The following is a 22,702-nucleotide window of genomic DNA, read 5'->3' on the forward strand; positions in this document are numbered from 1 at the left end:
CCAGTTAAAATTTTAATAAATTAAATGTGGGCTTTTTTGTTTCTTTTTTACATCTAAAATCTTGCTTCTCTAAATAGCCGTTATTTTGTAAAAACTTTACACCAACTCTAACGGACTCGTACGACATAAAAAGTTCCTCTGCTATTTCTGAATAACTTAACTTTATTACAGAATGTTTTGCTTTCTGTTTTATGAAAAACAAAAGAATGCGAGTAGCACCTTTATTTTGCAACACAAGTTTTTCTATCATTTCAAACTGTTCAAGTGTAAAGATTAAATGCTCATCTTTTTTAAGTTCCATTTTTAGCTCCTTAGTATTGATAATTGCTCTGTTAGTCCAGGTCTTTGCTCTATTGTATTATCCAGGTGTTTAATCACTTCTGTGTAAATCTGATGAATTAAAGCAAGTGGAATGTTTGAGCGTTCGTTATAGTTTCTCGAAAAATCACCCCAACATACTTTGGATTTGTTTTTTCGACTATCTAAATTGAGATTGATATTGCTTTTAAAACGAGTTGCTTTGCTGATGGGGTACCCGTAGTTGTTGTAGTAAGTTAGATTGTCAAATTCAATATGGAAATCTAATATGTCATTAATATAATGCCAAATCCTACTTGCACCAGGATTTTCTATTACATAGATAGCTGGAGCATATCTTTTTATAATTTCAATCGTGTTGTATATACAAAGCTCTCCGTTTATCCGATTGATAAATGATTTGTCATATTTGAATTGTACAAAGTCCAAATCGTAATCTTTTCTACTTCTAATTGTAAACTTAGAAGCATTTTTGTTGTGCTGTTTTTCTTGCTTCCAAGAAGCATTACCACCCCACATTGCACTGGCTATACTCCAACTTTCACAAGGAGGGGAGGCAATAATTAAATCAGGCTTTGGTAATTTATCAAGTTCATCAAATAGTTTGTTTTCTTTTTGTGAAATAGAGTAGTAAGCCAAATCTAAGTTGATAAAATGGTTGCTTTTGTTCTCTTTATCCATCCCTATTGAATAAATTTCAATATTTTCAAAATCTTGAGAAGTTTTTTTATAACAACCGTTTCCGCTATCAAACAAAGCCCAAACAATCATTTTACCTCCAAAATTTTTTAACGTTGATATGGAATATATCCACTACCCATAAGCTTGTTCGTTTCTAAATCAACCAAATGAACTAAGCGGATAAGTTTTCTATCAACTAAACATCTTAAAATTTCCTTGCATTCTTTAATGTCAATACCGATTTCATCTGCTATTTCTTCTGTTGTGTGTCCTATGTCATAACAATTAAAACCGGTTTGTAACATATCGAGTATTCTTGTACTCGTATTCTCCCTAAATTCTGTGATATTCATTTATTTTCTCCCATACATTTGTCTTAATCTTTGCTTCTTGGCTCTGTGCGGATGATTGAGAACTGTTCCATTTCTTCTTTTATAAAGTTCAGAATAGGAGTTGCTCATCTCTCTATTATTAATAAAATGTTGATGAGCCAAGGCACTTACAGTTAAAGCTATTGTTGTTTTTCTCATTTATGCCTCCTTTCAGATATAAAAAACCGCTTATATATTTCTACATAAGCGGTTACATTTAATTCGGTTTTTGCAAGTTAGCTGTTAACAGAACTCCTTTCTTTTAATATTCGATTTTTAGCGAGTTCGAAATAATGTGAATTAAGTTCAAAGCCAACATACTCAAAGCCTAATTTCTCACAAGCAATTAAACTGCTTGCACTACCGACGTGAGTATCTAAAATTTTATGGCCGGCTTTTGCATACTTCTGCAGTAGCCACAAATAAAGATTTACTGGCTTTTGTGTTGGATGTATTCTTTTTTCATTTAATTTTTTATTTCCTTGCTGAACCCATCCTTCATCTATTGATTTCCCCTGCATCATCCCGTTCCACATATATTTGAACTGTCTCACACTATCGTGTTTACTGCAGTAAGCAATTTCGCAATCGCTAAAAGGGCTTTTGCCGTTGCATTTATCCCAGATAATACGGCCAGAGCCAAATTTGTAATTATTGAAATAATTTACACCCCAAATTATTTGGTGTTTGCTTACTCTAAATAACTCATTAAAATACTCTTCATTTGGCAACTCCCAAGTATCAGTTTCTTTATAGATTCTCTGAACACCGATAGGGCTTATCTTTTTACCATAGTATTTTCTTTTTTCAGGGCCAGAGAAGTAAGGCGGATCAACTATGGCTAAATCAAAATAGTTATTTGGATATTTTTTCATACCCGCAGTACAATCTTCATTCGTGAACTTATTCATACAGTCCTCCTACCCACTATTCAGGTTTCATTGATTCTAATAAAATTTCTTGTACAGTTTTTTTACTATCTCGCCTTTCTATAACCGCTTGGTCTAATGTTCCTTTAGCGACAATGTGGTATATAAATACAGGACGGTTATGTCCTGCTTGTGCTTGTCTTGTTGGACCTATACGTTCCAAGATTTGTTGATACTGTTCTAAATCCCACCAGTGCGAAAAGAAAGCGAGAATATTCCCACCATCTTGTAGATTTAATCCGTGTCCTGCACTTGCTGGATGTGCGAATAAGATTGGAATTTTTCCTTTGTTCCAATCTCTTATTGTTTTTGGATTTGCATCTAATTCTTTTCCCTGGGGAAAATGTTTTTTTAATCGAGCTAAATCACTTTTAAAGTGATATGCGACCAGAACTGGCGTACCCGCAGCTTCTTCTACAATACTTTCTAATGCTTGTAGCTTAGCTTTGTGTACTTCAATCCATTCTCCACTTTCTGTATAGATAGCTCCGCTTGCAAGTTGTAAACACTTTTGTGTTTTAGCTGCTGCACTCATCGCCTCTATTTCTTCATTCGCTATTTCGATAAACATCTCCCTTTCAAAATCTTTGTAGAGCTTCATTACTTTTGGGGGTAAATCTATGTCTATTCGTGTTTGTATTGGTTCTTTTATATCAAAATAGTCTTCGGCTTGAATTGATAAACAGCAGTCTTGGAGTGCGTTTTGGATTTCATCTTGTGCAAAAGGGTATGGCTCGGTTTTAAAAAATCCAGTAGTACCGATGGGGATAGACCTAAACCAACGGTCTTTAAATCCCGTAAACGTTACGCCTAAGCGTTTTCCTTTATCAGTGAACCATTGCTGACCCCATAAGTCAATTAAGCCATTTGGTGATGGGGTGCCTGTTAAATTTACCCATCTTGTAACTTTGCTGTGTGCTACTTTTGCAAGATATTTTGCCCTCTTTCCGCCTTTTCTCGCCCTGTAGTTTTTTAGTTTAGTACTTTCATCTGCGATTACAGTAGAGAATTGCCAATCATCCCCTAACGTTTCAACTAACCAAGGGATATTTTCATAGTTGATTGTGTAAATATCTGCGTTAGTCTGTAGCTTTAATAAACGCTCTTGGGGTTTACCAACGACCGCAGTAACCCTCATATCTGATAAGTGCTGCCATTTTTCAACTTCATCAACCCACGTCGAACTCGCAACCCTAAGAGGTGCTATTACAAGTACTGGTGGGGTAATAGAACCACTTAAAAAAAGCAAATCTATCGCGGTTAATGTTGAGGAGGTTTTGCCTGTCCCCATTCCAGCCCAAATACTGCAGCGTGGGTTATTAATGATATAATCAATGATTAAATGTTGGTATGGGCGAGGTTCGAATTCTAATCTTGCCATAAATGATCTACCTCATAACTATCTATGATTTCAACACGGTGACCTAATGCTCGCAATCGTTCAATTTCTCTGATTTGTCCCGCACGTGGCTTTTGTTTTGGTGCTTTACATTCAACGAAAATCAAACGACTATTTGGAAGTACGACTATTCTATCCGGGACATTCGCTCGCCCCGGACTAACGAACTTATACGCAACCCCACCGCGTTTTTTAACTGCATCCACCAGATTTTTTTCAATGTCTCTTTCTCGAAGCATAAATCACCCAAACATTGATATTTGCGGAACTTCTTTAATTGTCGTTTCATAGCGTTCATTGTGCATTCTTATTCGGTTATTTAACGCTGTAATAGCGAGTTCTTTTGCACAAAAGTTTGATGTTTTATAAATCGTAATATTTTTTGCATTTTTCAAATACCCTACCCAACCTCGATTATCGGGTAATTCTTCAATTTCTGTTTTATAGGTCATTGTTAATCCTTTTTATATCGATATGCTTCAAACCCACCTGCATTTAGTGGCAAGCCAGTTGCCCAATTTGGTTGAGTTGAAAGCAATTCGCTTAAATGTTGGTGTGAATATTCAGTAGTATCTGGAGCTTCGGTAATCACTTCATCGTGAACCGTTAAAATAATTGAATAGCCGTGCCGCTCTATCAATTGCATATTGACAGCCATTACATCCCGAGCCGTTGCTTGTGTTATGTTTTCAACAAGTTTTCCTGAATATGTTGTGAGGCGTTTCCATTTGCGTGTATAAGTATCTATACCCATATAGGTGATACGATTTAAGTCATCGATTTTAATACCGGGATAACATAAATATCTCCCGGATGGTAACTCAATCCTTAGCCAAGCTCCTTGGCGGAGAACTTTTAAACGTCCAACTGTATATATAGAATGTGGCTTTTGTATCGCACTGCGAACCGCATTATCTACCCCTTTCCAAAGACTACATATATTCGGATGAGCCTCTCGCCACATTCGTTTTATTGAGTCACATACAATAAAAATTTCTTTTGTTAAATCGTATGTTCTTTTTTGTTTAACAGCCCACTCCCACGCTCGAGTAGAGGCTTCTTTAATATGTGGCGGTATTTTGGCGGACTTAGCAAGGTCATTTAAGTCTAAGCGATATGCACTCGCGAACGTTAAGAACGCTCCTACTCCGCCCTCATAACCTAATCCCAATTCTTGCACTTTTCCGATTTGTCTTTGGTCTTTAGTGACTTTTTCCGGCTTTATGCCGAAAGATTTTGCATAAGCGAGATTATAAAGGTCGTGGCCTTGCCCTCTATCGAAATCCGCAAATGCTTTTATTTTCCAATCTTCGCCTGCTAACCAGGCAAGCACTCTTCCCTCAATATTAGATAAGTCAGAAACCACAAGTTTTTTATTCGTTGGTGCAACAATACAGCCCCGAAGGGCAGCACTTGCTAATTCTGTTACACTGTCATATACCAACTCCGCAACATCACCTTTTAACGCTTCAATGCCTAAATCAATATCGTGTTGTTTAAGTGTAGGGCGAGGCAAGTTTTGAGGTTGGAATGTTCGCCCTGCCCATCGACCTGTGCGTGTCGCACCACAGAATTGCAAGGTGCCTCGTAACCGACTGTCAGAGCTTACCGCTCCTAATAATTTTTTATATTTACTTGAACTGGTTGCGTTGGCAATCAATCTTGTAGATAACAATTCTTTTACGGCTTCTGGTAATTCGGGGTCTGATAAACGCCTTTCAATTGTACTCGCTGTTAAATCAGGGAGTGTTACGCCATGCGTTGATAGAAGATGGGATAGTAATGCGTCCCTTTGTGTTGTCGATGACACCTCACCATCTGTCAGTGCTAGCGTTCGTTTTGCTAACCCTTTTTTCTGCTTATCTATCGCTTTAATAGCTGATTGAGTTAGCTCAATATCAACTTCAAATCCTCTATCATTTATTTTTTGGTCTAGATACCAAAGCTGTTTTTCTTCGTAAGTAGCATTCCACATCGGCATTTTTGAGCGTAGTACTCGCATTGCTTTAATATCTAGTGTCGCGTATTGTTTGAAGCGTTCCCACTCTGCAGGGTGTGTTTCTCTGGTTGCTCGTCTTAGCTTGCTATTTTTAGGTCTTGGTTTGCAAAAAAGTTGAATAAGTTGTTTACCCACTTTATCTTTGGCATCTCCAATATCCAAATTAAAAATTTCACTTAGCTCCCCCAAGCTACCTGGTAAGCTATGCCAATATGCTTGAACCATCGTATCAAACCATCTTTCTATGCCACCCGCTATAGCGTTTGGCATAGTATGTTTTAAAATGGTGCGGTCAAAGTGCGAGTTATGAAAGCATAATGTGATTGTTGGATCTGCTAAATACTCTTTTAAATCTTCTGGCATATCTTCCACTGTACAATCCCATACTTGTACATCTTCACTTTCTAACGCATAAGCAAAAAGTAAGATTTCTGCCTGCTCTGCGTAAGCGTGAACCCCATTTTTTATGGGTATTGGAGAGTAAGTTTCTAAATCTGCATAAAGAGTTGTCATTGTTAAAGTGCCTCTGCTAAATTTTGAACAAGTGTTATGAATAATAAAAATAGTGTTGCATAGAGTATTTCTCTTGGGTCAATCACAATAACCCCCTTTTTTCTGTTTCGTGCCAAGTGCCTTGTTGCAGTTGGCAAGTATTTATGGCATTCGCCGTTTCATCATCTATATTCGTCGTGATACTTAATAAAAAGAAAGCAGATAAGATAATGCCTAAAAGTATTTGGTTAGCTTTGTCTAATAAGATGTCCATTTTTTTCCACCTTTTCTTGAATTTTGGGTGCAACAATCCGCCGCTTATATTTCTACAAGCGGTCAGATTGTGTTAAGTTTTTGCAAATTTTGGGTTAAGAAAGCAAGCTAGTAATAAAGGTTTTACTTACTACCTTTATTGCTTCAAAAGAAATATCTATTCCTTTATTTTTTAATGTTGCTTTAATCTTATTCCACGCAGTATCGTGCCGAATTTGATTTAAAAACTCGTGTCCTTGCCAAGTTAATTGTTTGGCGGAGAAATCTTCTTCAGACACCGTTGAGTTATCTATAATTTCAATTAGCCCTGCTTGGGATAAAAGTTTATAGTGATACGCTACAACGTCTGATGGATACTTTTTAAAGCAATCAGAATCCAAGTCTGAATCATCAACTTTCTCCTCGAGTTTTATCAGAATTTTACGAACTAATTCCCAGTCCCTTTTCATAATTACTCCTTACCTACAGGTTTTTAGGTTGTAATAGCGGTATGTCAAAGCGAGATGGACTGCATTCGCCACTTGCAATTTTCATTCTCTCCGCTAGCTCTTGCATTAATTTTGCCATCATTCGTGTTTCGCCTTTGAGTTGGTCGTAGAGTTCTGCCTCAACAATACTTTTTCCTTCTAGGTTCATAAGGGTAGTAATATTGCAATTGTCGTCGACATTCACAAACCAACGACCCGGATTTAATCCTATCGGCTTTTCTATTACCGTTGGGGATATTTGCACGGGTAAATCAGGTTGTTGGATAGGTAAATTTAGTTGCGGATTTTCTAAGGCTCTCTCCAGTCTTGCTAATCCAAGTCTAAAGGTGTTTCTTCTTGCTTTAGGGTTCATTTGAGCTTCAATTAATCGTAGAGCGTCGATATTAAAGGCATAACTTAAGGTTAGCGTTCGTTTGCCGACAAGATTGGTAACGTAGTGTTGAGCCGTTTGAACCATTCCCTCTTTAAATAGCCTTTTATACTCTCGGTATTTTCTCAGTATCGCATCTGATTTTGTATATCCAAATGCACAAGCTAATTCTCTCGCGGTAAAATAGGCTTGTCCGTTAATTTTTATTGGGTGAACGATCACCCCTCCTACATTTAATTTTTTTGGAATATTAATCGGTTTTGTTTGTGTATGGGATTTTGGTTGTTGTATTGAATAGTTTCCCGTTTTTCTAATTGTTGGTAATACTTCTTCAAATACCCAATCTTGAAACTCTATCGCTTCCTTTTTGTTGGATCTGAAAATTACTCGGTATAAGTTTGGTTCATCAATAAAAACAACTTGTTGTTTACCACCACTCGTGAGGAGGTACATTTTATGTATCCCCTTTGCTTTTAGTTTAAAGCGACTAGCTTTTGAATTAGAAATTTCTAAAATACTAGCAACATCTTTTAAACAGAATAATGGTTGATCATCTTTGATTTCTACACGAACTTGATTAGATTTGAAATTGAATTGAGTTACATTTGACATTTTATGCCCCTGATCTTTAATTAGTAATTCGATCACTTTAGTAGGGTGATCGGGCTTCAACTACCGAGATCAGTCGGCGGAACTTATTCCCCAAAGGGTATTTTATTAGGTTCTCTAAACCCGATCATAGATCGTTACTATGCTAAATTTTAGGCATAAAAAAGCCGCTATGCTGTCGGGTGCGGATAACCGCTGATCTCAAATAGTACGGTTATAATAATCCGAAGTAGAGCGGTTTGTCAAATAAAAAAGCTCACTGAATTGCGAGCTTTTGTTTTTATACTTATAAGATAATTTCTCCAGTTTCCAAATCTACTGCTTCTATAATCCTATCAAGCCTGAAATGGCGAATAGCATTAGCCTTTTTACATTTTGATTTAACAATAAGATTACCCATTTTATTCTCTGTATATGATAAAACAATTATTCCTCTTTCAGATATATTACCCTCAAAATCTTGATATAGAATATAATATTCTTTACCAATAAAAAGAGGGTTGTATATGCTTGCTGAATTACTATTCTCTTTTTTTATGGGTTCTTTTGGTTTTAATTTTTTAGGTTTTTGCGGTTTTGGTTTGCTTTTCGTGTTTTCAGAATCAACATACTCTCCGAGTAAAACTCGGAGTTCTTCAGCCTCTTTTTCATCTAAGTGGTCATCAATTAATACTCTAGCAAGCGTTAATTCAATGTGCTTAATTTGGCGATCGTTGATACTGGATGAACTAATGTTTTGTTGAAGTTCTTTTGCTTCCTCAAGGGTAACAATATCATCTTCTAGAATTTTATTGAATAAAACTATTAAACCTAATTTTTTATTTTTACTTAAAATTTTATTTTTTCTACGTTTAACTTTAGCTTGGTATTTTTTTAGTTCTTCCTGTTTTACCTTACCGACACCTTTTCTTTTTATAAATTCGTTAGGATCTATTTCCAAACATTTTTCAGGTGTTGTATATCCATCTTTATATAATTCATAAGCGAATGGTAATCCATCTTTTTCAAGATTATACATAAACCACATATCACCAAAAGTTAAATGCTCATCTTCAAGAGCAGAACATAATTCATTTAACATTGTTGGTTTTTTTGCAACTAAAGAATTTATTTTAATGATTTGAGACTGCATTGGTTCATCTGATTCAACAATTATTCGAAATTCAATTGAAAAATCAATCTCAGATTGCATTTTAGAATCTATTTGTTCAGGACTTTCCCATCCAGTAATAGGCTCCCAATCATACTTAGATTTAGATAAATATTTTTTTGCCTCTTGATATTCTTCTTTAGAAAAAACTTTATAAGCATTTTCGAGTTGTTTTTTAGGCGTGTAAATACTTAAATCGGGGATAAATTGCCAAGCAAGGACTTTATCATCTAATTTATCAGATACTTTGTCTAGAATATCTAAAAACCCTGAGTCATAAACTTCAATGTCAAGATTTTTATCAGATAATAGAGCGTAGTATTGACGCTCAAACTCTTCATATTCTTCAAGAGTATTTATATCTTGAAGAATATCCTTAATCGCTTGTGCTTTTGTTTTGCCTACTGATTCTGCCATATAAGCATAAATGTTTATTCTTTCACCTATAACGGACTTAATCAGTACTTTTTCTTCTTCAGTTACAGAAGATTTAATTATATTTTCTTTTTTACCTATATCTTGCTCTAACTGTTGTTGATTTTCAATTTTAGTTTTAAAGAAATACCCTCGAAATAAAAAAAAGAAAAATAAGCCAATTAAACTTATAAATACCCAATATGAAGTCGTCATAAAATTTACCCTAAAAGCAAGAATTTAATATTTAGCACATTGTTCTGTAGGGATCATAACATTCCCAAGCATAAATGTTCCTCCCGCAGAAGCATCATAAAACTTAATTCTTGAGCCTTTACCTTCTTCAACTATATCTAGCAGATGTCTAACTTTTTCGGCATTTTGCATCGCAATCAGCCTTAAACCATTCGGCAACTTTTCTTCTGAATATCTCGGAATAGTTATCCAAGTAGGCTTTATACAAGATAAATATTGCTCTACCGTTTTTTGTGATGAAATATCCAAGATTGGCTTTGTGGCTAGTAGGTCGGTTTTATACGCCCCAATACTACACCCAGTAAGAATTAGACTTAATAAACCAACTGCTAATAATTTCTTCATAAAAAAACTCCTTTGGTAAAATAAAGCTCTATTCTACCGAGAAAATAAATTATTTTCTGTGATCTGCTTCACGGTTTTAGAGGTTGTTGATAGCGATTTATTTACCCACGCTCGCTAACGTGCTTCCTTTTTTCTGCCAAGAAAACAAAGGAGTATTTGAATAATAATTAAACTTTTGATAGCATAATTAAGCCAAGAAAATAGTTTAATTAAGGAGTTCTTATGTCTGATAAGAAACAAGATAATGCAAAAGAAGCCCCTAAACCACAACAAACAACTTATCAAAAACCAGAACGTACTTTTATAGGCGATAGCGTTAATAAACCGCAACTCAAAAAAGATAAACCAATTTTAGGTTAAATACACAAGAATTGATGTTGTAATAAGTGCTAATGATACTGGTAAGCTGATTGCCATTATTATTGCGGTATCTGTAAACTTTCTATATGTAGCGTTGATGTCTAACAAGCATTTAATAGATTGATTGATATTATGCAATTCATAACGTCTTAGTATATCTAACTTATTTTTATCATCGCTTTCTTTGAAAGAGCCGTTATAAAGATTTTGTGGCATATTTGCTACAATGGGTCTTTTTTTACTTAAAATAATATGCTGAGTAAGTATTAGTGCTGATATTGTCCAGCCCCCCATTAGTAATATTGCATTCACTAATATGATAGGGTGGATTTCTTTGCCTTTATTGATAAGTAATAAAGCAATCCCACCAATACCTAAAATAAGGTAATTTAGTAATTTATATGCTCGTTCTTTATTCTTTTCATTAGATTGCTGAATCCCTTTAAGGCTGTCTTTTCCTTGTTTTTCAAGGTATTCAAGCATACCGTCATCTGTATCTAAGAAATAATCATCAGGGATATTCATAGTTTTTCCTTTTGTTAATAAATTAGAACGTTAGGGTAGTTTGGTATAGGTTTTGGAGGTTGTCAATAAAGATTAAATAACCTAGTTCTCAGCTTTTAATGCCTTTAATTCATTATCTAACTTCTCATTAAGCAGATTAATCGCTTTACTGTAGATATTTTTTACATCACTATTTAAAGCTATCTCGTGTATCCCTTGTATAATAAAAAGCCCTCTTGCGAGGGCATATATCCGTTAAATACTAATACTTCCGATATTAACTTTTATACCGGTTTCTTTTAACGCTTCTGTTAATTTATCGGCAAACTCTTGCGCAATAGCTTCGTTGATTTGCTCTTCTTTGGCTAAGCGAACCACGAGTGTTGGTCTATCGCCCCCTGTTAATACCGACAAACGCAATACAAAATCGCGAGCGTTTAAACTATTGTATGGGATAGTGTGGAAAACAAAGTATTTTGGAAGTTCCAATTTACTTTTTGCTTCAACGCTTTCCATTGCTGATTTTTTCGCTGCGAACTCACTGACTTCGTGCTCTTCATTACGAGCATAATCTAACGTCATTTTTCGGATTGCTTGAACTGCTTTTGTAACTCCCATCGGCTTATCGTCTTCCGAATATGCTTCTAGGTATTCGCTCCAGTCTTCCAGCCATTCTGAAAAATCTTTTTGGTTGTGCTTAGTGCCTGTAAAGTTACATAGGGCTTGATACGCTGCTGTTTTTTGCATTCGAATACTTGCACGATGTAGCGCATGTTTTGGTAGCTCAGATGTTCCTATATCAAAAACGATCTCCGCACCTAAGCGTTCCGCGTTAATAAAGCATTGTGCGTTATCCTGCGTTTGGTCTTTCACATACGCTACAAAGCTGTCGAAATCCGCAGTATTAAAATCCGCGCGGAATTGATTACGAAATTGGTTATGTTTTTCCAAAGAATGGATATTCATATTATCTGGTAAAATAGCAATGGGGTGTGCACAGGTGTCAACTCGTACACTTGAAAGAACTAGGTTTTTAATTTGCTCTATATTTTGACTCATTTTTAATACTCCTATTAATTTACTTTATAAACAACTGTTGGGTTTTCACTATCGCGTTGATATAGTGCATTATCCACTTTTTCAGGTGTAACGCTGAGCTTACCGCCTTTATGTACGTACATCGGTGTAGCCGTTGTATCTTCTTCTGAAGATTTACCACGCTTGGTAGGTTTTGCGTACGTGAGTTTGTGTGAGATCTGAACCTGTGGGTTATCACTGTCCATTTTCTTCACTTTAAATTCAAGGGTGACCTTACCCTCTTTATTATGATTAACTACACCAAGTGCTACGTCAGAAAGAGCCGCTGCTATCTTTTGTTCAAAAATACCTGCATCAAGCTCCCCCATAAAATCGTAAATATTTGTTTTATCCATTTTTATGTCCTCTTAATTAGTTACACTAAATCAGTGTCGTTTTCATCGACACCTAAGTCGTCAAAATCATCTTCGCTAGCAACACCGCCACTGGAAAATGCGTCGCCATCCCGGAGGAATCGAACTCCCATCAATGAGGCATTAATGCGTTTACCGTATTTGTTATCTTGAGCCCAAATATCGATAACAGCATCTACATAGCAACCTCCATAAGGCTTACCATCGGCTTGAATAAGCTCCGTTTTGTCTCGGTCAAAGATTTTAGGTTTTGCACAACCGCCCGCAGAAACATACATCTTGCCCTCGAAACCGTCATATTCTGCTTTTTCGGCACCATCGTGCAAACAAACGGCGTTTCGCGTGCGAATACCTTTTAGTATTGCTTCCGCTTTATCATCCCATTTGTCTTTTGCAACTTGATTGATGGCGTCTTCCATCTCTTTAACGTTTGCACTATTTTTTTCTAATAAAAATACTGCACTAAAACGTGGGTCACCTTCTCCGTTAATTGTTTTCGCTTGAAACAATGCAGGGAATGCTAAACGTACATCTTTTAATTTTACTTTCATTGGTTTTTCCTTTTATGGTTGGTTTAAATTGTCGAAGTCATCAGCGACTTCGTTGGTAACTAATGTAGGTCTTTTATCTGTTTCAGGAACAACAGAAGGTGAACCCTCTGCTTGTATGATAAAATCCTGCAATCTTGCGATTTTTTTTGGGGCATTTTTAAAGAGTTTGGTTGCGACAGTTGGGGTGATAAGTTTTTTCGTGTAAATATCGCTAACTTTTGCAAGTTTTCGCAATTCTTGTTCAACACGTTCTTCGTCAGTCCACTTTCTTGCACCCTTACGTCCTGCAACGAGTTTGTACCCCGGTATCTCGTTTCCGCTTAATAATTCGGATGTTGCTCGAGTTCTTACAGCTTTTGTAAAACCGTCGATTAAATCTAACTGTGGGAGTAATTTTGCAATGTGTGAGTTATCACAGGTTGCAAGCTTATTAATACCTGAGCTTAAATCTATCTCTTCATCAAGATTAACAAAATCATCCGCAACTAAATCCGCTACGTGTTGTGCTAATGCTTTGCAGTGTGCTTTAGCTTTGCAGAATTTGCAGGTTTTATCCTGCGGGTTGAAGTCTTGCTTTTTTAATTCGCCTGAATCATAAATCGCGATGACTTGTGCTGCTTTCTGTTTTGCTTTTTCTCCAAATTTAAGCAAATCATCAATTGAGATAACCCATTCTGATATTGAGTTAAGTCGTACCTGGTGTATCACCATTCTGACTTGTTTAATATCAAAACCGAATTGATAAAGCGCGTACGCTCCCAATGCGTACATTTGTAATTGCTCATTGTTTTTAGCATCTACTTTTACGCCCATTCCATACTTTAAGTCGTGGACTTGAATTTCATCGTTTGAAATAATTAAGGCATCTACCGTTCCGAATACGTCTTTTTGCTCAAGATAAGGCGAAATATCTACCTTTTCTTCTATATGTAAAATCGACCCTTGTGCTGCAGATCTGATTTCTTGAATATAGGTTGAAATGTACTCCACCATATCCTTGTCTACTTCAACAAAACCCTCTTCTAAAATTTTTCCTAAAAAATCCGCAGGTGCTTTGTTTTCTGTTAAACATATTTCGGCTAACGCGTGGGCGGTTGTTCCCTCAATTGCAGCATCCGATGTGGTATTTTCAAATTGAGACTCAAGAAGTAAAGAACCTTGGCAATTTAGCCATCTATGTGCTCCACTTGGGGAAAGCAGTGCGTGTTTAGTCGGCATTGGTTACCCCTTCTTTTAACTTCAGCAATTTATTAAAATACTGTTCAATATCAGAATACTGTACATCCGTTAGTTTTTTTGCATTGAACTCCGCCAACAATGAAACAACGCTTTCTCGATTTATTTTAGCTACGCTAACAGTTAGCTCGGCGGCTTTTTGGCGGAGAGAAACTAAATCCACTTTATCGGTAGCTTGTGCCTTAGCTTCCTCCTTAGCTTCCTCCTTAACTTGTGCCTTAGCTTCTTTTTTTACTTTTTTCGGTATCTCAATACCTTTTTCAAATAGACTCTGCAGTATTTCACTCAGCTTATTTACTGCTGCAGTATTTTCTTGTAATGTTTGCTCCAACGACATTATTATTCTCCTGTTTTTTAGGTATAAAAAAGCCCGCGATTAAGCGGGCGGTGATTATGATGATTAAATTAAATCTCTATGACCACAACAACGTTTTTGTTTTGCAGTTGCGGTTGGGATATGTGATTGTTTGTAATGTTTCTTAGGTAATGTTACATCTCTTATAACTTTTTTTGTTGATACCATCGAAAGTACGCTATCCACTTTACTTGGTTTTTCTACCGCTTTTTGCCATACGCTTTCTATCTTACGAGATTTTTGGAACATCCTCGCTTTGCGACCCGCTTTACCTTTTAAGCGTATGTCTTTTTTATTAGAAAACTTAGTAGCACTTCTTTTTATGATAACTTTTGCCATAGGTTTTTCTCCTAGTTAACTATTACCTTTATTCACTTATAAAAAATAAATAAGGGTAATAGCTTGATACGTGTTTGCCTCAGCCTCTCTCGTACACGTTTACGAACCTAACACATAGGCTATAGAGAGTTATTCAGGTTTTTAAAGAGCAATTTGTTTTATGTGGCAAATACTATCTAAAGTAGAAAGTATTGTCAACTAAAAGTAGTAAATATTTTTAAAAAATTCTACTTAAAGTTTTATTTTGTTGATTTATAAAGAGATATTTTTTTAAGAATTTTTGAAAATGTGAGTTAGATCACGTTTTTTAGATATATAAGCGGTGGGTTTTGTGTGAAATTTTGCAAAATTTAGAAATTTTTTAAAAAAAGTAAAAAATAAATCGATTTTAAAAATAAATATTTGTATAATGTGCTAGAGGTAAAAAAAATGATTGAAGCAATTGATCTGTTTTGTGGTGCGGGAGGCTTGACTGCAGGATTACAGCAAGCTGGTATTAAAGTGAAGGCAGGATATGACATTGAAGAAAAATGTCGTTATGCTTTTGAATTCAATAACCAAACAACATTTATAAATAAAGATGTGTCTTTGGTTGGTAGTAGTGAACTTCGCCAATGGTACTCAAAGGGAGCTATTCGCCTTTTAGCTGGGTGTGCCCCTTGTCAGCCTTTCTCAAAATATAATCAAGGTAAAAACACTACTTTAGATAAAAAATGGCCATTGCTTTACTCGTTTGCTCGCTTAATTGAAGAAGAATTGCCTGAATTAGTAACAATGGAAAATGTACCGGAGGTAACTAAGCACCAAGTTTACCACGATTTTGTAAAAAAACTTGAAAGTCTAGGCTATTACACTTGGGCGGATACCGTTGTATGTGCTGATTATGGTGTACCTCAAAATAGACGTCGTCACGTATTGTTAGCTTCACGATTAGGTAGTATTAAATTAATTGAGCCTACTCACAAAGATAACTGGGTAACTGTAAAAGATGTGATAAGAGAGTTACCCGAAATCAGAGCGGGAGAGCAATTAGAAAGTGATTTATTACACAGATGTTCGTCTCTTAATCAAGTTAATTTAAAACGTATTAAAATGTCTAAACCCGGTGGAACTTGGAAAGACTGGCCAGAAGATTTACGTTTAGTATGCCATAAGAAAAAATCCGGTTCTAACTATGGAAGTGTTTATGGTCGTATGGAGTGGGATAAGCCAAGCCCAACGATGACAACCCAGTGCTTTGGGTATGGTAATGGTCGCTTTGGTCATCCGGAGCAAGATAGAGCTATTTCTCTAAGAGAAGCGGCTATTTTTCAGACTTTTCCAAAGGATTATCAATTCAGCCATCCTGATGATAATTTGAGAATGAGAGAATTAGGCACTATGATAGGTAATGCCGTGCCTGTCAGATTAGGCGAAATTATAGGCTTATCTTTGATTAAACATCTTCAAGATATATAGCTTTTATTTTCTAAATATGAGTTTACTAATCTTATGAGAGTTTTCAAATAAGCAGTGACATCTGTATAAAACTTTTCCAATTCAGGTGTTGTGAAATCATTGCCATATTCAATAAAAGATTTTTTACCATGAGCCAGCTGGTTTCTACCATTTTTTACTTTCACTAAAGTACTTCCTTGGTCTTTTCTAAAAAAGGCTTCATATTCCTTTTTATAAAAGCCGTATGTTTCTCCTATTTCTTTAATCTTTCTATGATCTACATTTCCTGAAAACCAACAAGATTTTTCTTCTTTCATTTTCTCTTCATAGAACATTAGCCATTCTCTGAATAAGCTTTTATCAATTGAATTAATCCTTGGTTTCTTTATATATTCTTGAATATGCTCCTTGATATTTTTCTCACATTTTTTCTCATTAAGAATATGATGAATAATTTTATTCATTAAATTATTATGGATTTTTCTTAGGGGCAGAGAATTGTTATTAAATTCATCATTTAAGTGTAAATGTATTTCTCTCATGATTGTGGTCGCAATAGCTTCTGAAAAACTATATAACAACAAAATATAACTTGATTTTAATGAATGAATTAGATTTGTGTCAATATTTTCTGTAATGCTTTCACTTTGAGTTGCTAAAGTCTGGTCATTTATTGAAAATTTATTATATGTAATAGAACTGCCTTTAGAATCAATCTTTTTTAAGAAGGATAGGTATTCTTTTGCCTCTTTTTCTTTATCTTTAAACAACAAATATGTTTCAGGAAGAAATTGAGGTGGTTTTGTATATATTTTAAACCCAGGTATTGTTATGTCTTTGGGTGTAAGTTTAGGAGTTATAACCTCACTTGTCATACGGGTAGCCACCTAATAATTTATCTCTAACAAATTCAATTCTTGATTTTACTTTTGGTCTTGAGTTACTTGCATCAGAGCGGGTATGTTTTATGAATTCTTGAGATTCTAACCACTGATCTACATTTCTAGGTATAAGTTGAGGATTTATATTCAAAGCTAATGTAACCCCCGTTGCAATAACTTCAAATCTTAGTCTAGGAACCGTTTGTGCGGTACTCGTTTTTCTAAAACCATTATCAAAATATTTATTAACAAACTCAAGCATATTTTGAAATTTATATTCCATTTCCTCTTCATTAAAGCCATTTTCTTTACTTTTAATATAATCATTTAAGAATGCGTCCACACTATGCTTGAACCCTAAATAATTTTCACTATAAGCAAAATATCTTAAAACCAACTCATCATATTCTGATTTTTTTTGTTTTTTTATGCTAAGAGGGCAAACAGTGTGAAATAATTTATCTTTAGATAACCGTCTAATAAACTTTAAAAACTCACCATCGCTTCTACCTCTCCTAATTTCCATTTCTACTAGTTGAGAGCCTCCCGAGTTTAGCCTGGCAAATAGCTCTCTGCGAGCGTCTTCATCAACCTCTTCAGTTAATTCAATCATTCTCAATGTTTTACGTAAGAAGCGTAATTGTCTTACTTTAGGGAAGTCTTCAAAAAAAAGCCCATTTGCACTAGGAATATATTTTAAGCTATCTAAAGATAATTTGTTAGTGACAAATTCAACGAGCGTTCTCACTCTTTGGCTACCATCAACAATCTCTAATCTCCCCTCTCCATTATCTGCAACAAATAAATAAGGTATTGGTAAATTTAGTAGAATTGATTCAATAAATTCTCTTTGCTGTTTTTTACTCCATCTAAATTCACGCTGATAGTCTGGGATAAATAATTCTGATTCGTCATTTTTTATACCCTTTAAGAACTTATCAACAATAACACCTATAGGGTATTCTCTAATATCGTGAGAAGACATTTTTTGCTTTTCTGTAATCTCTTTCTCTAAAATTGAACTATTGACTTCTAAAAAACTCATATTAATTTCTCCTTACAAATAACTTCTATGCTCAACTGTTACACCAATAATTCTTAAGAGAGCTAAGTATGAAGTAGTGTTATTTTTAATTTTGGGTTTGGTCAATCAAAAATTGTATTTTGTCATCAAGTTTGTCTATCTTGCTATCCGTTTTAATGTAATTTTGTTCTATAGAGTCGAGTCTTACATCTATCTTTTCAAATTTTTTATCAATATTAGCAAATCTATTTTCGTATTTATTGTCCACATAAGCAAATAAGCCAGCACCTAAGCCAATAAGTAAAAAGAATGCAGTAAGACCACTAGCATAAAACTTACTTGTGGTTAAATAATTAGATTCAATAACATTAACTTTTAGAGAAACTTTTTGAACGTTTTCTTCTAATCTTGTCAGTCTTCTATAATAATCCATTTCTTCATCCTCCTGGGTGTATGACTGTGAATTATTATGATCTCCTCCTGAATGATTTGCAAGCATTTTACCCAGTTGTAAAGAATATGGGTCAAGAATAATACTAGCTTGTTCATTATTTTTCATTTTTATCACTCCACTCTATAATTCTTTCACGGTCAAAAAATAGAACATTACTGCAACAAGAACAGGTTACAATTACCACAGTTTTTGCCTTATCATTTAATAGATTTCTATAGAAAGCCCTATCTTTAAAATGTACCTTTTGCATTTCAGGTTTTACAAAGCTTGATATTTCGGTTGGGGTTGGCTCTATCTTGTAAGTGATTGTTGGAACACCTATTACTTTTTCGCCTCCAATTTCACTAAAGGTATCATAACCTTCGTGTAGATAGTGTTCTTGCCCTTTACAAATAGGACAAGTAAGGTTTTTCCCCGTTTTTGATACTATAAAATCTGCGAATTGATCTGGGGTAATTCGTTTATTGTTCATCTACTATTTCCTAATAACGTTATAAATAACTTCTATGTTCAACGGCTACACCGATGATTCTTATATCTTGTTTTAGTGAACTCAACGTTGGAAAAACACTATTTAAAGGTACTAACTCAAAATGTGGATTACCACTTTCTGATAATTCCCCGAGTTGTTTATACATTTTGAATGTCGCTTCACCTGAACCATTTACCGCTGCAACATAGTTACCTGGCTGAGGCACTCTTCCAGTATCAATTAATACTAAATCACCCTCGCTAAATTTAGTCTCCATAGAACGCCCTGAAATACGTAAGAAAAAGGACTCTCCTTTAGTAGCCGTTTCACTATCCAGCATTTCATAGCCCTCACTGTCTTGTAAATCGTAAGTACTTGTAAAAGCTCCTGCTTGAACTGCACTTATTAATGGGTAAGAAAATGAAGGTACGCTTCTCATAAGTGAAGTACTTTCCTCTCCAAATTGTAACCAAGCGGGTGTTGTATCTAAGTATTTTGCTATTTTTTCTAAGTTTTTAGTTCTTGGTTCTGCTTTACCCAAGGTGTATCTTCTGATCATTTCGTACGTTAATCCGAGAGCATCGCTCAACTCTTGAATTGATACTTTATTGGTAGTCATTAATGTTTTAAGTCTATACGCTAAACTTTTCTGTTCTACTTTTGTGTCGGTATGCAAAGTCATTTTGACCCTCCTTTTGTTTATGCGTTTCTACCTAAGGTAGATAATAAACTCAAAAAAAGCTTGAATCAATTCTATTTTAAGTTTTATAATGCTACTTAAAGTAGAATAAAGATAAGGAGTTTAATTTTATGCTAGCTATTCAAAAAGCTTTTACTATAGTTGGAGGGCAATCCGCTCTTGCAAAGCATTTCCAAATTCGCCCTTGGGCTGTATCAAAATGGCAAAAATCTGGGGTACCAGTGGAACGTTGTATTGAAATCGAAAAATTAACAAAGGGTCAAGTGCGATGTGAAGAGCTTCGTCCTGATATTGATTGGTCTGTGCTTCGTAATAGTAAATAAGGATACCTTATGACTGATAAAATTTATGGAGCATCTCTGGAAGAATGGCAGCATTTTGTCGATCTCGGTTTAGGTCAAGATTTATTACCTGTCGTTTCTGATCCAAATATAAAAATATCTCCTAGAAGCAGAATTACTTCAAAGGGAAAATTACCTTCTACTATTAATAACAATGGTTTTATGGTGGGACTTACTAATTGGACGAATAGAACTATTACAGATTCAGATATCAAAGGGTGGAAAACAGATCATCGCTTAGGGATTTGTATTCGTTTAGGCAATGAATACTGTATAAATAAACATATTCGCGTAAGTGATGAAAAAACAAACGAAACAAGTTTAAAAAACGATCTTACCATAATATGTGAACAGCCACTCACATATTATGGCAATAGTTCAAATAATGCACTATTTGACAAAAGTACACAAAGATATCTCGTTGCGTTAGGTGTCGATAGTTAAAACCTAAAAGATGTTGAAAATGTAGCTAATACTTTACAATCTTATTTTGGCATTATCCCGCCAAAGCGTTTTCGTTCAAACTCTAATAAGTGCTTATTTATGTTTGCGATTGAAGATGAGCAATTACCGAAACGTATTATGCGATTAGCTGATGGTGGTATGATTGAGTTCTTAGCAAAAGGTCAGCAATTCGTTGCGATTGGCACGCATCCAAGTGGCGTACGCTATGAGTGGGAAGGAGGATTACCAAAGGACATTCCTACCATTTCATTAAATGACTTCAATAACTTCTGGGAAACATTACCTTTAATTCTTGATGTCGTTGATGAGTCTTCGCAATCTCTTTCTAAAAACCGAGATTTATCACAGGGCGATAGCTTGTCTTCTGACGAAGTCGCAGCGTTCTTAGACAATAACTGCGAAGTATTCAGTATCGGTAATCGCGGTGAGCGTTTTATTCGTTGTCCTTTTGAGAGTGAACACTCTAGCGATAGCGGTAATGAAACCTCTACAGCTTACTTTCCAGCAGAAACGGGCGGTTTTGAAATGGGGCATTTCAAATGTCAGCACGCTCATTGTGCTAATCGTTCTGACAATGATTTTTTAGACGCGATCGGTTTCTATGATGATATGTTTGACGAAATCCCTACGGATAAAGAAAACCCCGCCGATGATTGGGTGGCGGAGTTCGTTCGGCGTTATGTTTATGTCGCAGAAAATGACCGTGTACTCGATTTAGATCATCCGCACCATTCATATATGCCTAAGCTTTCCGAGTTCAAAAACTATACTGCTAATATAACAATTATGAAAGCCGTAAGCAAGAATAAGTTAGAGCCTGTTCCGGTATGGAAAGAGTGGCTTTCAAACCCTAAACGCCAATCTGTTATTAGTACTGTTTATCTCCCTGGTCAAGATATGTTTATTGAAGAGCAAGGCGGTGCACGATATTTCAATACCTTTCATTTTCCAAATTTGAATATGGTGAGTTCTAAAGATAAATTGCATTTCTTTTTAGAGCATATTGAGTATTTAATCCCTAACGCAAATGAACGTAAACATTTCTTGCAGTGGATGGCATCTCTTAGACAACATCCAGAACGTCGTAATAAAGTTACTAATATGCTCGTTTCAGTTCCTCAAGGTACTGGACGTGGTTGGGTTGTCGAGTTATTGCAAATAATTTTGGGTAAATGGAATTGTACGAAATGTAAAATGGGTGATTTGGTCGATGGTCAATTCAATGGTTTTATGTATCGCTCTATTTTATGCTGTATCGAAGAAGTGAAGGAGCGTAACGATCGCTTTGCGATTAGTGATAAAGTGCGAGATACACTGACTGAGAAAGATTTAGAAGTAAATATAAAATACGGTGCAAAGAAAACCATTCCTGTTTATACAAATTTCTTTTTTATGACAAATCACAGGGATGCGTTAGTGCTTCGAGAAGAAGACAGGCGTATCAATGCCTTTGATGGACCCGATAAAGCTAAATCAAAGGACTATTATGATAATTTATATAACTTACTGGAAGATAGTACATTTATTGACGAGGTGTATTCTTACTTAATTACACTCGATTTATCAGACTATCGTTGGACACATTCCTTTGATACCCCGGCACGTCGCAATATGATTGAGTTCAATCGCTCTGATATCGAAGTCGCTTTTTTAGATTTCTTAGAAAAGCCTCCTGTTGGTGTGATGACTCTTAAGCAAATCACAGACTTTTTAAATAATTCTAATGATGATTTGTTTATTGATGAATCACAGTTAGTGAAGTTATTACAACACCACGTGGGCGACCAAAGACGTTTAAAGTATAGGGGTAAAATGCTTCGTCCTTGGGTTTTGTGTGATGAGCTTAAAAAAGTAGAAAATGATATTTATCGTTTACATATAGAAAAAGCGGAACACTTATTAGAAGGCGACAGCAACCTGTAACAACCATAAATCACGTGTCGCCATTAATTTATATAAAAATCAACAAGTTATATGATGCGAGGAGACACCAAGTAAAAACAAGTGTCGCCTTGTTAACTTTAATAAAATCAATATGT

The 22,702-nt window shown here is 35.3% G+C and carries 31 protein-coding genes; 5 read left to right on the forward strand and 26 right to left on the reverse strand.

Translation table 11 applies throughout. The annotated features are described in order from the left end of the window. Positions 1–4 precede the first annotated feature (4 nt). The 14 genes from KGI96_RS04450 to KGI96_RS04515 form a co-directional block, all read right to left on the reverse strand. Positions 5–301, reverse strand: a complete 297-nt coding sequence (locus KGI96_RS04450) for a hypothetical protein (RefSeq protein WP_211598869.1) — start codon at positions 299–301, stop codon at positions 5–7. Positions 302–303: 2 nt separating this feature from the next. Further along, positions 304–1,089 (reverse strand): DNA cytosine methyltransferase, encoded by a 786-nt coding sequence (locus KGI96_RS04455; RefSeq protein WP_211598871.1) that lies wholly within the window; start codon positions 1,087–1,089, stop codon positions 304–306. 17 nt (positions 1,090–1,106) lie between these two features. Beyond that, positions 1,107–1,352: a hypothetical protein gene (locus KGI96_RS04460; RefSeq protein WP_211598873.1), complete on the reverse strand. Its 246-nt coding sequence runs from the start codon at positions 1,350–1,352 to the stop codon at positions 1,107–1,109. Continuing rightward, a complete protein-coding gene (locus KGI96_RS04465) occupies positions 1,353–1,529 on the reverse strand; it encodes a hypothetical protein (protein WP_211598875.1) in 177 nt (58 codons plus the stop codon). A 77-nt stretch (positions 1,530–1,606) separates the two neighbouring features. Then, a complete protein-coding gene (locus tag KGI96_RS04470; protein WP_211598877.1) occupies positions 1,607–2,281 on the reverse strand; it encodes a DNA methyltransferase in 675 nt (224 codons plus the stop codon). Positions 2,282–2,297: 16 nt separating this feature from the next. Beyond that, positions 2,298–3,680: a DEAD/DEAH box helicase gene (locus KGI96_RS04475; RefSeq protein ID WP_211598878.1), complete on the reverse strand. Its 1,383-nt coding sequence runs from the start codon at positions 3,678–3,680 to the stop codon at positions 2,298–2,300. Beyond that, the gene (locus KGI96_RS04480) at positions 3,668–3,937 is read right to left on the reverse strand and encodes a VRR-NUC domain-containing protein (RefSeq protein ID WP_211598880.1); all 270 of its coding nucleotides are present in this window, start codon (positions 3,935–3,937) and stop codon (positions 3,668–3,670) included. The genes KGI96_RS04475 and KGI96_RS04480 overlap by 13 nt, the downstream gene beginning before the upstream one ends. Positions 3,938–3,940: 3 nt before the next feature. Further along, positions 3,941–4,150, reverse strand: a complete 210-nt coding sequence (locus tag KGI96_RS04485) for a hypothetical protein (protein WP_211598882.1) — start codon at positions 4,148–4,150, stop codon at positions 3,941–3,943. Between the two features lie 2 nt (positions 4,151–4,152). Further along, a complete protein-coding gene (locus KGI96_RS04490) occupies positions 4,153–6,210 on the reverse strand; it encodes a DNA polymerase (protein WP_211598884.1) in 2,058 nt (685 codons plus the stop codon). A gap of 82 nt (positions 6,211–6,292) precedes the next feature. After that, positions 6,293–6,463 carry a hypothetical protein gene (locus KGI96_RS04495; protein ID WP_211598886.1) on the reverse strand — a complete coding sequence of 57 codons (171 nt, stop codon included), beginning with the start codon at positions 6,461–6,463 and terminating at the stop codon, positions 6,293–6,295. A gap of 94 nt (positions 6,464–6,557) precedes the next feature. Continuing rightward, positions 6,558–6,911: a DUF2513 domain-containing protein gene (locus KGI96_RS04500; RefSeq protein ID WP_090920586.1), complete on the reverse strand. Its 354-nt coding sequence runs from the start codon at positions 6,909–6,911 to the stop codon at positions 6,558–6,560. Positions 6,912–6,924: 13 nt separating this feature from the next. After that, the gene (locus KGI96_RS04505; RefSeq protein ID WP_211598888.1) at positions 6,925–7,932 is read right to left on the reverse strand and encodes a BRO-N domain-containing protein; all 1,008 of its coding nucleotides are present in this window, start codon (positions 7,930–7,932) and stop codon (positions 6,925–6,927) included. Positions 7,933–8,215: 283 nt separating this feature from the next. Further along, positions 8,216–9,709, reverse strand: a complete 1,494-nt coding sequence (locus KGI96_RS04510; RefSeq protein WP_213156567.1) for a hypothetical protein — start codon at positions 9,707–9,709, stop codon at positions 8,216–8,218. A gap of 24 nt (positions 9,710–9,733) precedes the next feature. After that, the gene (locus KGI96_RS04515) at positions 9,734–10,093 is read right to left on the reverse strand and encodes a hypothetical protein (protein WP_211598892.1); all 360 of its coding nucleotides are present in this window, start codon (positions 10,091–10,093) and stop codon (positions 9,734–9,736) included. Positions 10,094–10,315: 222 nt separating this feature from the next. Here KGI96_RS04515 and KGI96_RS04520 point away from each other — a divergent pair, with 222 nt between their 5' ends. Further along, entirely contained in the window at positions 10,316–10,453 is a 138-nt protein-coding gene (locus tag KGI96_RS04520) for a hypothetical protein (protein ID WP_211598894.1), read from the forward strand. Here the strand turns inward: KGI96_RS04520 and KGI96_RS04525 are convergent. The 7 genes from KGI96_RS04525 to KGI96_RS04555 all read right to left on the reverse strand — a co-directional run bounded on the left by KGI96_RS04525 (position 10,445) and on the right by KGI96_RS04555 (position 14,889). Continuing rightward, positions 10,445–10,978: a hypothetical protein gene (locus tag KGI96_RS04525; protein ID WP_211598896.1), complete on the reverse strand. Its 534-nt coding sequence runs from the start codon at positions 10,976–10,978 to the stop codon at positions 10,445–10,447. The genes KGI96_RS04520 and KGI96_RS04525 overlap by 9 nt on opposite strands. A gap of 234 nt (positions 10,979–11,212) precedes the next feature. Continuing rightward, positions 11,213–12,016, reverse strand: a complete 804-nt coding sequence (locus tag KGI96_RS04530; RefSeq protein WP_211598898.1) for a DUF2303 family protein — start codon at positions 12,014–12,016, stop codon at positions 11,213–11,215. Between the two features lie 14 nt (positions 12,017–12,030). Then, entirely contained in the window at positions 12,031–12,390 is a 360-nt protein-coding gene (locus KGI96_RS04535; RefSeq protein WP_090920574.1) for a YfdP family phage-associated protein, read from the reverse strand. Positions 12,391–12,410: 20 nt separating this feature from the next. Beyond that, complete coding sequence (locus tag KGI96_RS04540; protein WP_211598900.1) at positions 12,411–12,959, reverse strand: DUF2815 family protein; 549 nt, start codon at positions 12,957–12,959, stop codon at positions 12,411–12,413. A 12-nt stretch (positions 12,960–12,971) separates the two neighbouring features. Beyond that, complete coding sequence (locus KGI96_RS04545; protein WP_211598902.1) at positions 12,972–14,177, reverse strand: DUF2800 domain-containing protein; 1,206 nt, start codon at positions 14,175–14,177, stop codon at positions 12,972–12,974. Beyond that, positions 14,167–14,532, reverse strand: coding sequence for a hypothetical protein (locus KGI96_RS04550; protein ID WP_211598905.1), 366 nt, complete (start codon positions 14,530–14,532; stop codon positions 14,167–14,169). The genes KGI96_RS04545 and KGI96_RS04550 overlap by 11 nt, the downstream gene beginning before the upstream one ends. Positions 14,533–14,595: 63 nt before the next feature. Then, complete coding sequence (locus KGI96_RS04555) at positions 14,596–14,889, reverse strand: hypothetical protein (protein WP_211598907.1); 294 nt, start codon at positions 14,887–14,889, stop codon at positions 14,596–14,598. A gap of 429 nt (positions 14,890–15,318) precedes the next feature. On the opposite strand from KGI96_RS04555, the gene KGI96_RS04560 reads away from it, so the two are divergent. Further along, positions 15,319–16,347 (forward strand): DNA cytosine methyltransferase, encoded by a 1,029-nt coding sequence (locus KGI96_RS04560; protein WP_211598909.1) that lies wholly within the window; start codon positions 15,319–15,321, stop codon positions 16,345–16,347. Here the strand turns inward: KGI96_RS04560 and KGI96_RS04565 are convergent. The 5 genes from KGI96_RS04565 to KGI96_RS04585 all read right to left on the reverse strand — a co-directional run bounded on the left by KGI96_RS04565 (position 16,335) and on the right by KGI96_RS04585 (position 19,839). After that, positions 16,335–17,201: an MAE_28990/MAE_18760 family HEPN-like nuclease gene (locus tag KGI96_RS04565; RefSeq protein WP_211598911.1), complete on the reverse strand. Its 867-nt coding sequence runs from the start codon at positions 17,199–17,201 to the stop codon at positions 16,335–16,337. The genes KGI96_RS04560 and KGI96_RS04565 overlap by 13 nt on opposite strands. Beyond that, complete coding sequence (locus KGI96_RS04570) at positions 17,191–18,252, reverse strand: DUF262 domain-containing protein (RefSeq protein WP_211598913.1); 1,062 nt, start codon at positions 18,250–18,252, stop codon at positions 17,191–17,193. Before KGI96_RS04570 ends, KGI96_RS04565 begins: the two co-directional genes overlap by 11 nt. Before the next feature lie 85 nt (positions 18,253–18,337). Then, positions 18,338–18,790, reverse strand: coding sequence for a hypothetical protein (locus KGI96_RS04575; RefSeq protein WP_211598915.1), 453 nt, complete (start codon positions 18,788–18,790; stop codon positions 18,338–18,340). After that, positions 18,780–19,157 (reverse strand): hypothetical protein, encoded by a 378-nt coding sequence (locus tag KGI96_RS04580; RefSeq protein WP_211598917.1) that lies wholly within the window; start codon positions 19,155–19,157, stop codon positions 18,780–18,782. The genes KGI96_RS04575 and KGI96_RS04580 overlap by 11 nt, the downstream gene beginning before the upstream one ends. A 19-nt stretch (positions 19,158–19,176) precedes the next feature. Beyond that, positions 19,177–19,839 (reverse strand): LexA family protein, encoded by a 663-nt coding sequence (locus KGI96_RS04585; protein WP_229577225.1) that lies wholly within the window; start codon positions 19,837–19,839, stop codon positions 19,177–19,179. A gap of 128 nt (positions 19,840–19,967) precedes the next feature. Between KGI96_RS04585 and KGI96_RS04590 the strand changes: the two genes are divergently transcribed. The 3 genes from KGI96_RS04590 (at position 19,968) to KGI96_RS04600 (ending at position 22,586) form a co-directional block, all read left to right on the forward strand. Continuing rightward, on the forward strand, positions 19,968–20,180 hold the full coding sequence (locus tag KGI96_RS04590) for a transcriptional regulator (protein WP_211598919.1): 213 nt from the start codon (positions 19,968–19,970) through the stop codon (positions 20,178–20,180). A gap of 9 nt (positions 20,181–20,189) precedes the next feature. After that, positions 20,190–20,642 (forward strand): hypothetical protein, encoded by a 453-nt coding sequence (locus KGI96_RS04595; RefSeq protein ID WP_211598920.1) that lies wholly within the window; start codon positions 20,190–20,192, stop codon positions 20,640–20,642. Between the two features lie 99 nt (positions 20,643–20,741). After that, positions 20,742–22,586, forward strand: a complete 1,845-nt coding sequence (locus KGI96_RS04600) for a primase-helicase family protein (protein WP_211598922.1) — start codon at positions 20,742–20,744, stop codon at positions 22,584–22,586. The last annotated feature ends 116 nt before the right edge of the window (positions 22,587–22,702 follow it).

This window comes from Phocoenobacter atlanticus subsp. cyclopteri, assembly GCF_018343795.1.
GTDB classification, from domain to species: domain Bacteria; phylum Pseudomonadota; class Gammaproteobacteria; order Enterobacterales; family Pasteurellaceae; genus Phocoenobacter; species Phocoenobacter atlanticus.

Excerpts from the sequence above, each read along its gene's own strand:
- KGI96_RS04580 (WP_211598917.1), bottom strand. The coding sequence starts at position 19,157 with ATGAACAATAAACGAATTACCCCAGATCAATTCGCAGATTTTATAGTA.
- KGI96_RS04590 (WP_211598919.1), top strand. The coding sequence starts at position 19,968 with ATGCTAGCTATTCAAAAAGCTTTTACTATAGTTGGAGGGCAATCCGCT.
- KGI96_RS04460 (WP_211598873.1), bottom strand. The coding sequence starts at position 1,352 with ATGAATATCACAGAATTTAGGGAGAATACGAGTACAAGAATACTCGAT.
- KGI96_RS04475 (WP_211598878.1), bottom strand. The coding sequence starts at position 3,680 with ATGGCAAGATTAGAATTCGAACCTCGCCCATACCAACATTTAATCATT.
- KGI96_RS04455 (WP_211598871.1), bottom strand. The coding sequence starts at position 1,089 with ATGATTGTTTGGGCTTTGTTTGATAGCGGAAACGGTTGTTATAAAAAA.
- KGI96_RS04450 (WP_211598869.1), bottom strand. The coding sequence starts at position 301 with ATGGAACTTAAAAAAGATGAGCATTTAATCTTTACACTTGAACAGTTT.
- KGI96_RS04550 (WP_211598905.1), bottom strand. The coding sequence starts at position 14,532 with ATGTCGTTGGAGCAAACATTACAAGAAAATACTGCAGCAGTAAATAAG.
- KGI96_RS04570 (WP_211598913.1), bottom strand. The coding sequence starts at position 18,252 with ATGAGTTTTTTAGAAGTCAATAGTTCAATTTTAGAGAAAGAGATTACA.
- KGI96_RS04485 (WP_211598882.1), bottom strand. The coding sequence starts at position 4,150 with ATGACCTATAAAACAGAAATTGAAGAATTACCCGATAATCGAGGTTGG.
- KGI96_RS04515 (WP_211598892.1), bottom strand. The coding sequence starts at position 10,093 with ATGAAGAAATTATTAGCAGTTGGTTTATTAAGTCTAATTCTTACTGGG.
- KGI96_RS04535 (WP_090920574.1), bottom strand. The coding sequence starts at position 12,390 with ATGGATAAAACAAATATTTACGATTTTATGGGGGAGCTTGATGCAGGT.
- KGI96_RS04585 (WP_229577225.1), bottom strand. The coding sequence starts at position 19,839 with ATGACTTTGCATACCGACACAAAAGTAGAACAGAAAAGTTTAGCGTAT.
- KGI96_RS04520 (WP_211598894.1), top strand. The coding sequence starts at position 10,316 with ATGTCTGATAAGAAACAAGATAATGCAAAAGAAGCCCCTAAACCACAA.
- KGI96_RS04575 (WP_211598915.1), bottom strand. The coding sequence starts at position 18,790 with ATGAAAAATAATGAACAAGCTAGTATTATTCTTGACCCATATTCTTTA.
- KGI96_RS04510 (WP_213156567.1), bottom strand. The coding sequence starts at position 9,709 with ATGACGACTTCATATTGGGTATTTATAAGTTTAATTGGCTTATTTTTC.
- KGI96_RS04595 (WP_211598920.1), top strand. The coding sequence starts at position 20,190 with ATGACTGATAAAATTTATGGAGCATCTCTGGAAGAATGGCAGCATTTT.
- KGI96_RS04480 (WP_211598880.1), bottom strand. The coding sequence starts at position 3,937 with ATGCTTCGAGAAAGAGACATTGAAAAAAATCTGGTGGATGCAGTTAAA.
- KGI96_RS04565 (WP_211598911.1), bottom strand. The coding sequence starts at position 17,201 with ATGACAAGTGAGGTTATAACTCCTAAACTTACACCCAAAGACATAACA.
- KGI96_RS04540 (WP_211598900.1), bottom strand. The coding sequence starts at position 12,959 with ATGAAAGTAAAATTAAAAGATGTACGTTTAGCATTCCCTGCATTGTTT.
- KGI96_RS04525 (WP_211598896.1), bottom strand. The coding sequence starts at position 10,978 with ATGAATATCCCTGATGATTATTTCTTAGATACAGATGACGGTATGCTT.
- KGI96_RS04555 (WP_211598907.1), bottom strand. The coding sequence starts at position 14,889 with ATGGCAAAAGTTATCATAAAAAGAAGTGCTACTAAGTTTTCTAATAAA.
- KGI96_RS04560 (WP_211598909.1), top strand. The coding sequence starts at position 15,319 with ATGATTGAAGCAATTGATCTGTTTTGTGGTGCGGGAGGCTTGACTGCA.
- KGI96_RS04600 (WP_211598922.1), top strand. The coding sequence starts at position 20,742 with ATGTTTGCGATTGAAGATGAGCAATTACCGAAACGTATTATGCGATTA.
- KGI96_RS04545 (WP_211598902.1), bottom strand. The coding sequence starts at position 14,177 with ATGCCGACTAAACACGCACTGCTTTCCCCAAGTGGAGCACATAGATGG.
- KGI96_RS04470 (WP_211598877.1), bottom strand. The coding sequence starts at position 2,281 with ATGAATAAGTTCACGAATGAAGATTGTACTGCGGGTATGAAAAAATAT.
- KGI96_RS04530 (WP_211598898.1), bottom strand. The coding sequence starts at position 12,016 with ATGAGTCAAAATATAGAGCAAATTAAAAACCTAGTTCTTTCAAGTGTA.
- KGI96_RS04505 (WP_211598888.1), bottom strand. The coding sequence starts at position 7,932 with ATGTCAAATGTAACTCAATTCAATTTCAAATCTAATCAAGTTCGTGTA.
- KGI96_RS04490 (WP_211598884.1), bottom strand. The coding sequence starts at position 6,210 with ATGACAACTCTTTATGCAGATTTAGAAACTTACTCTCCAATACCCATA.
- KGI96_RS04465 (WP_211598875.1), bottom strand. The coding sequence starts at position 1,529 with ATGAGAAAAACAACAATAGCTTTAACTGTAAGTGCCTTGGCTCATCAA.
- KGI96_RS04500 (WP_090920586.1), bottom strand. The coding sequence starts at position 6,911 with ATGAAAAGGGACTGGGAATTAGTTCGTAAAATTCTGATAAAACTCGAG.
- KGI96_RS04495 (WP_211598886.1), bottom strand. The coding sequence starts at position 6,463 with ATGGACATCTTATTAGACAAAGCTAACCAAATACTTTTAGGCATTATC.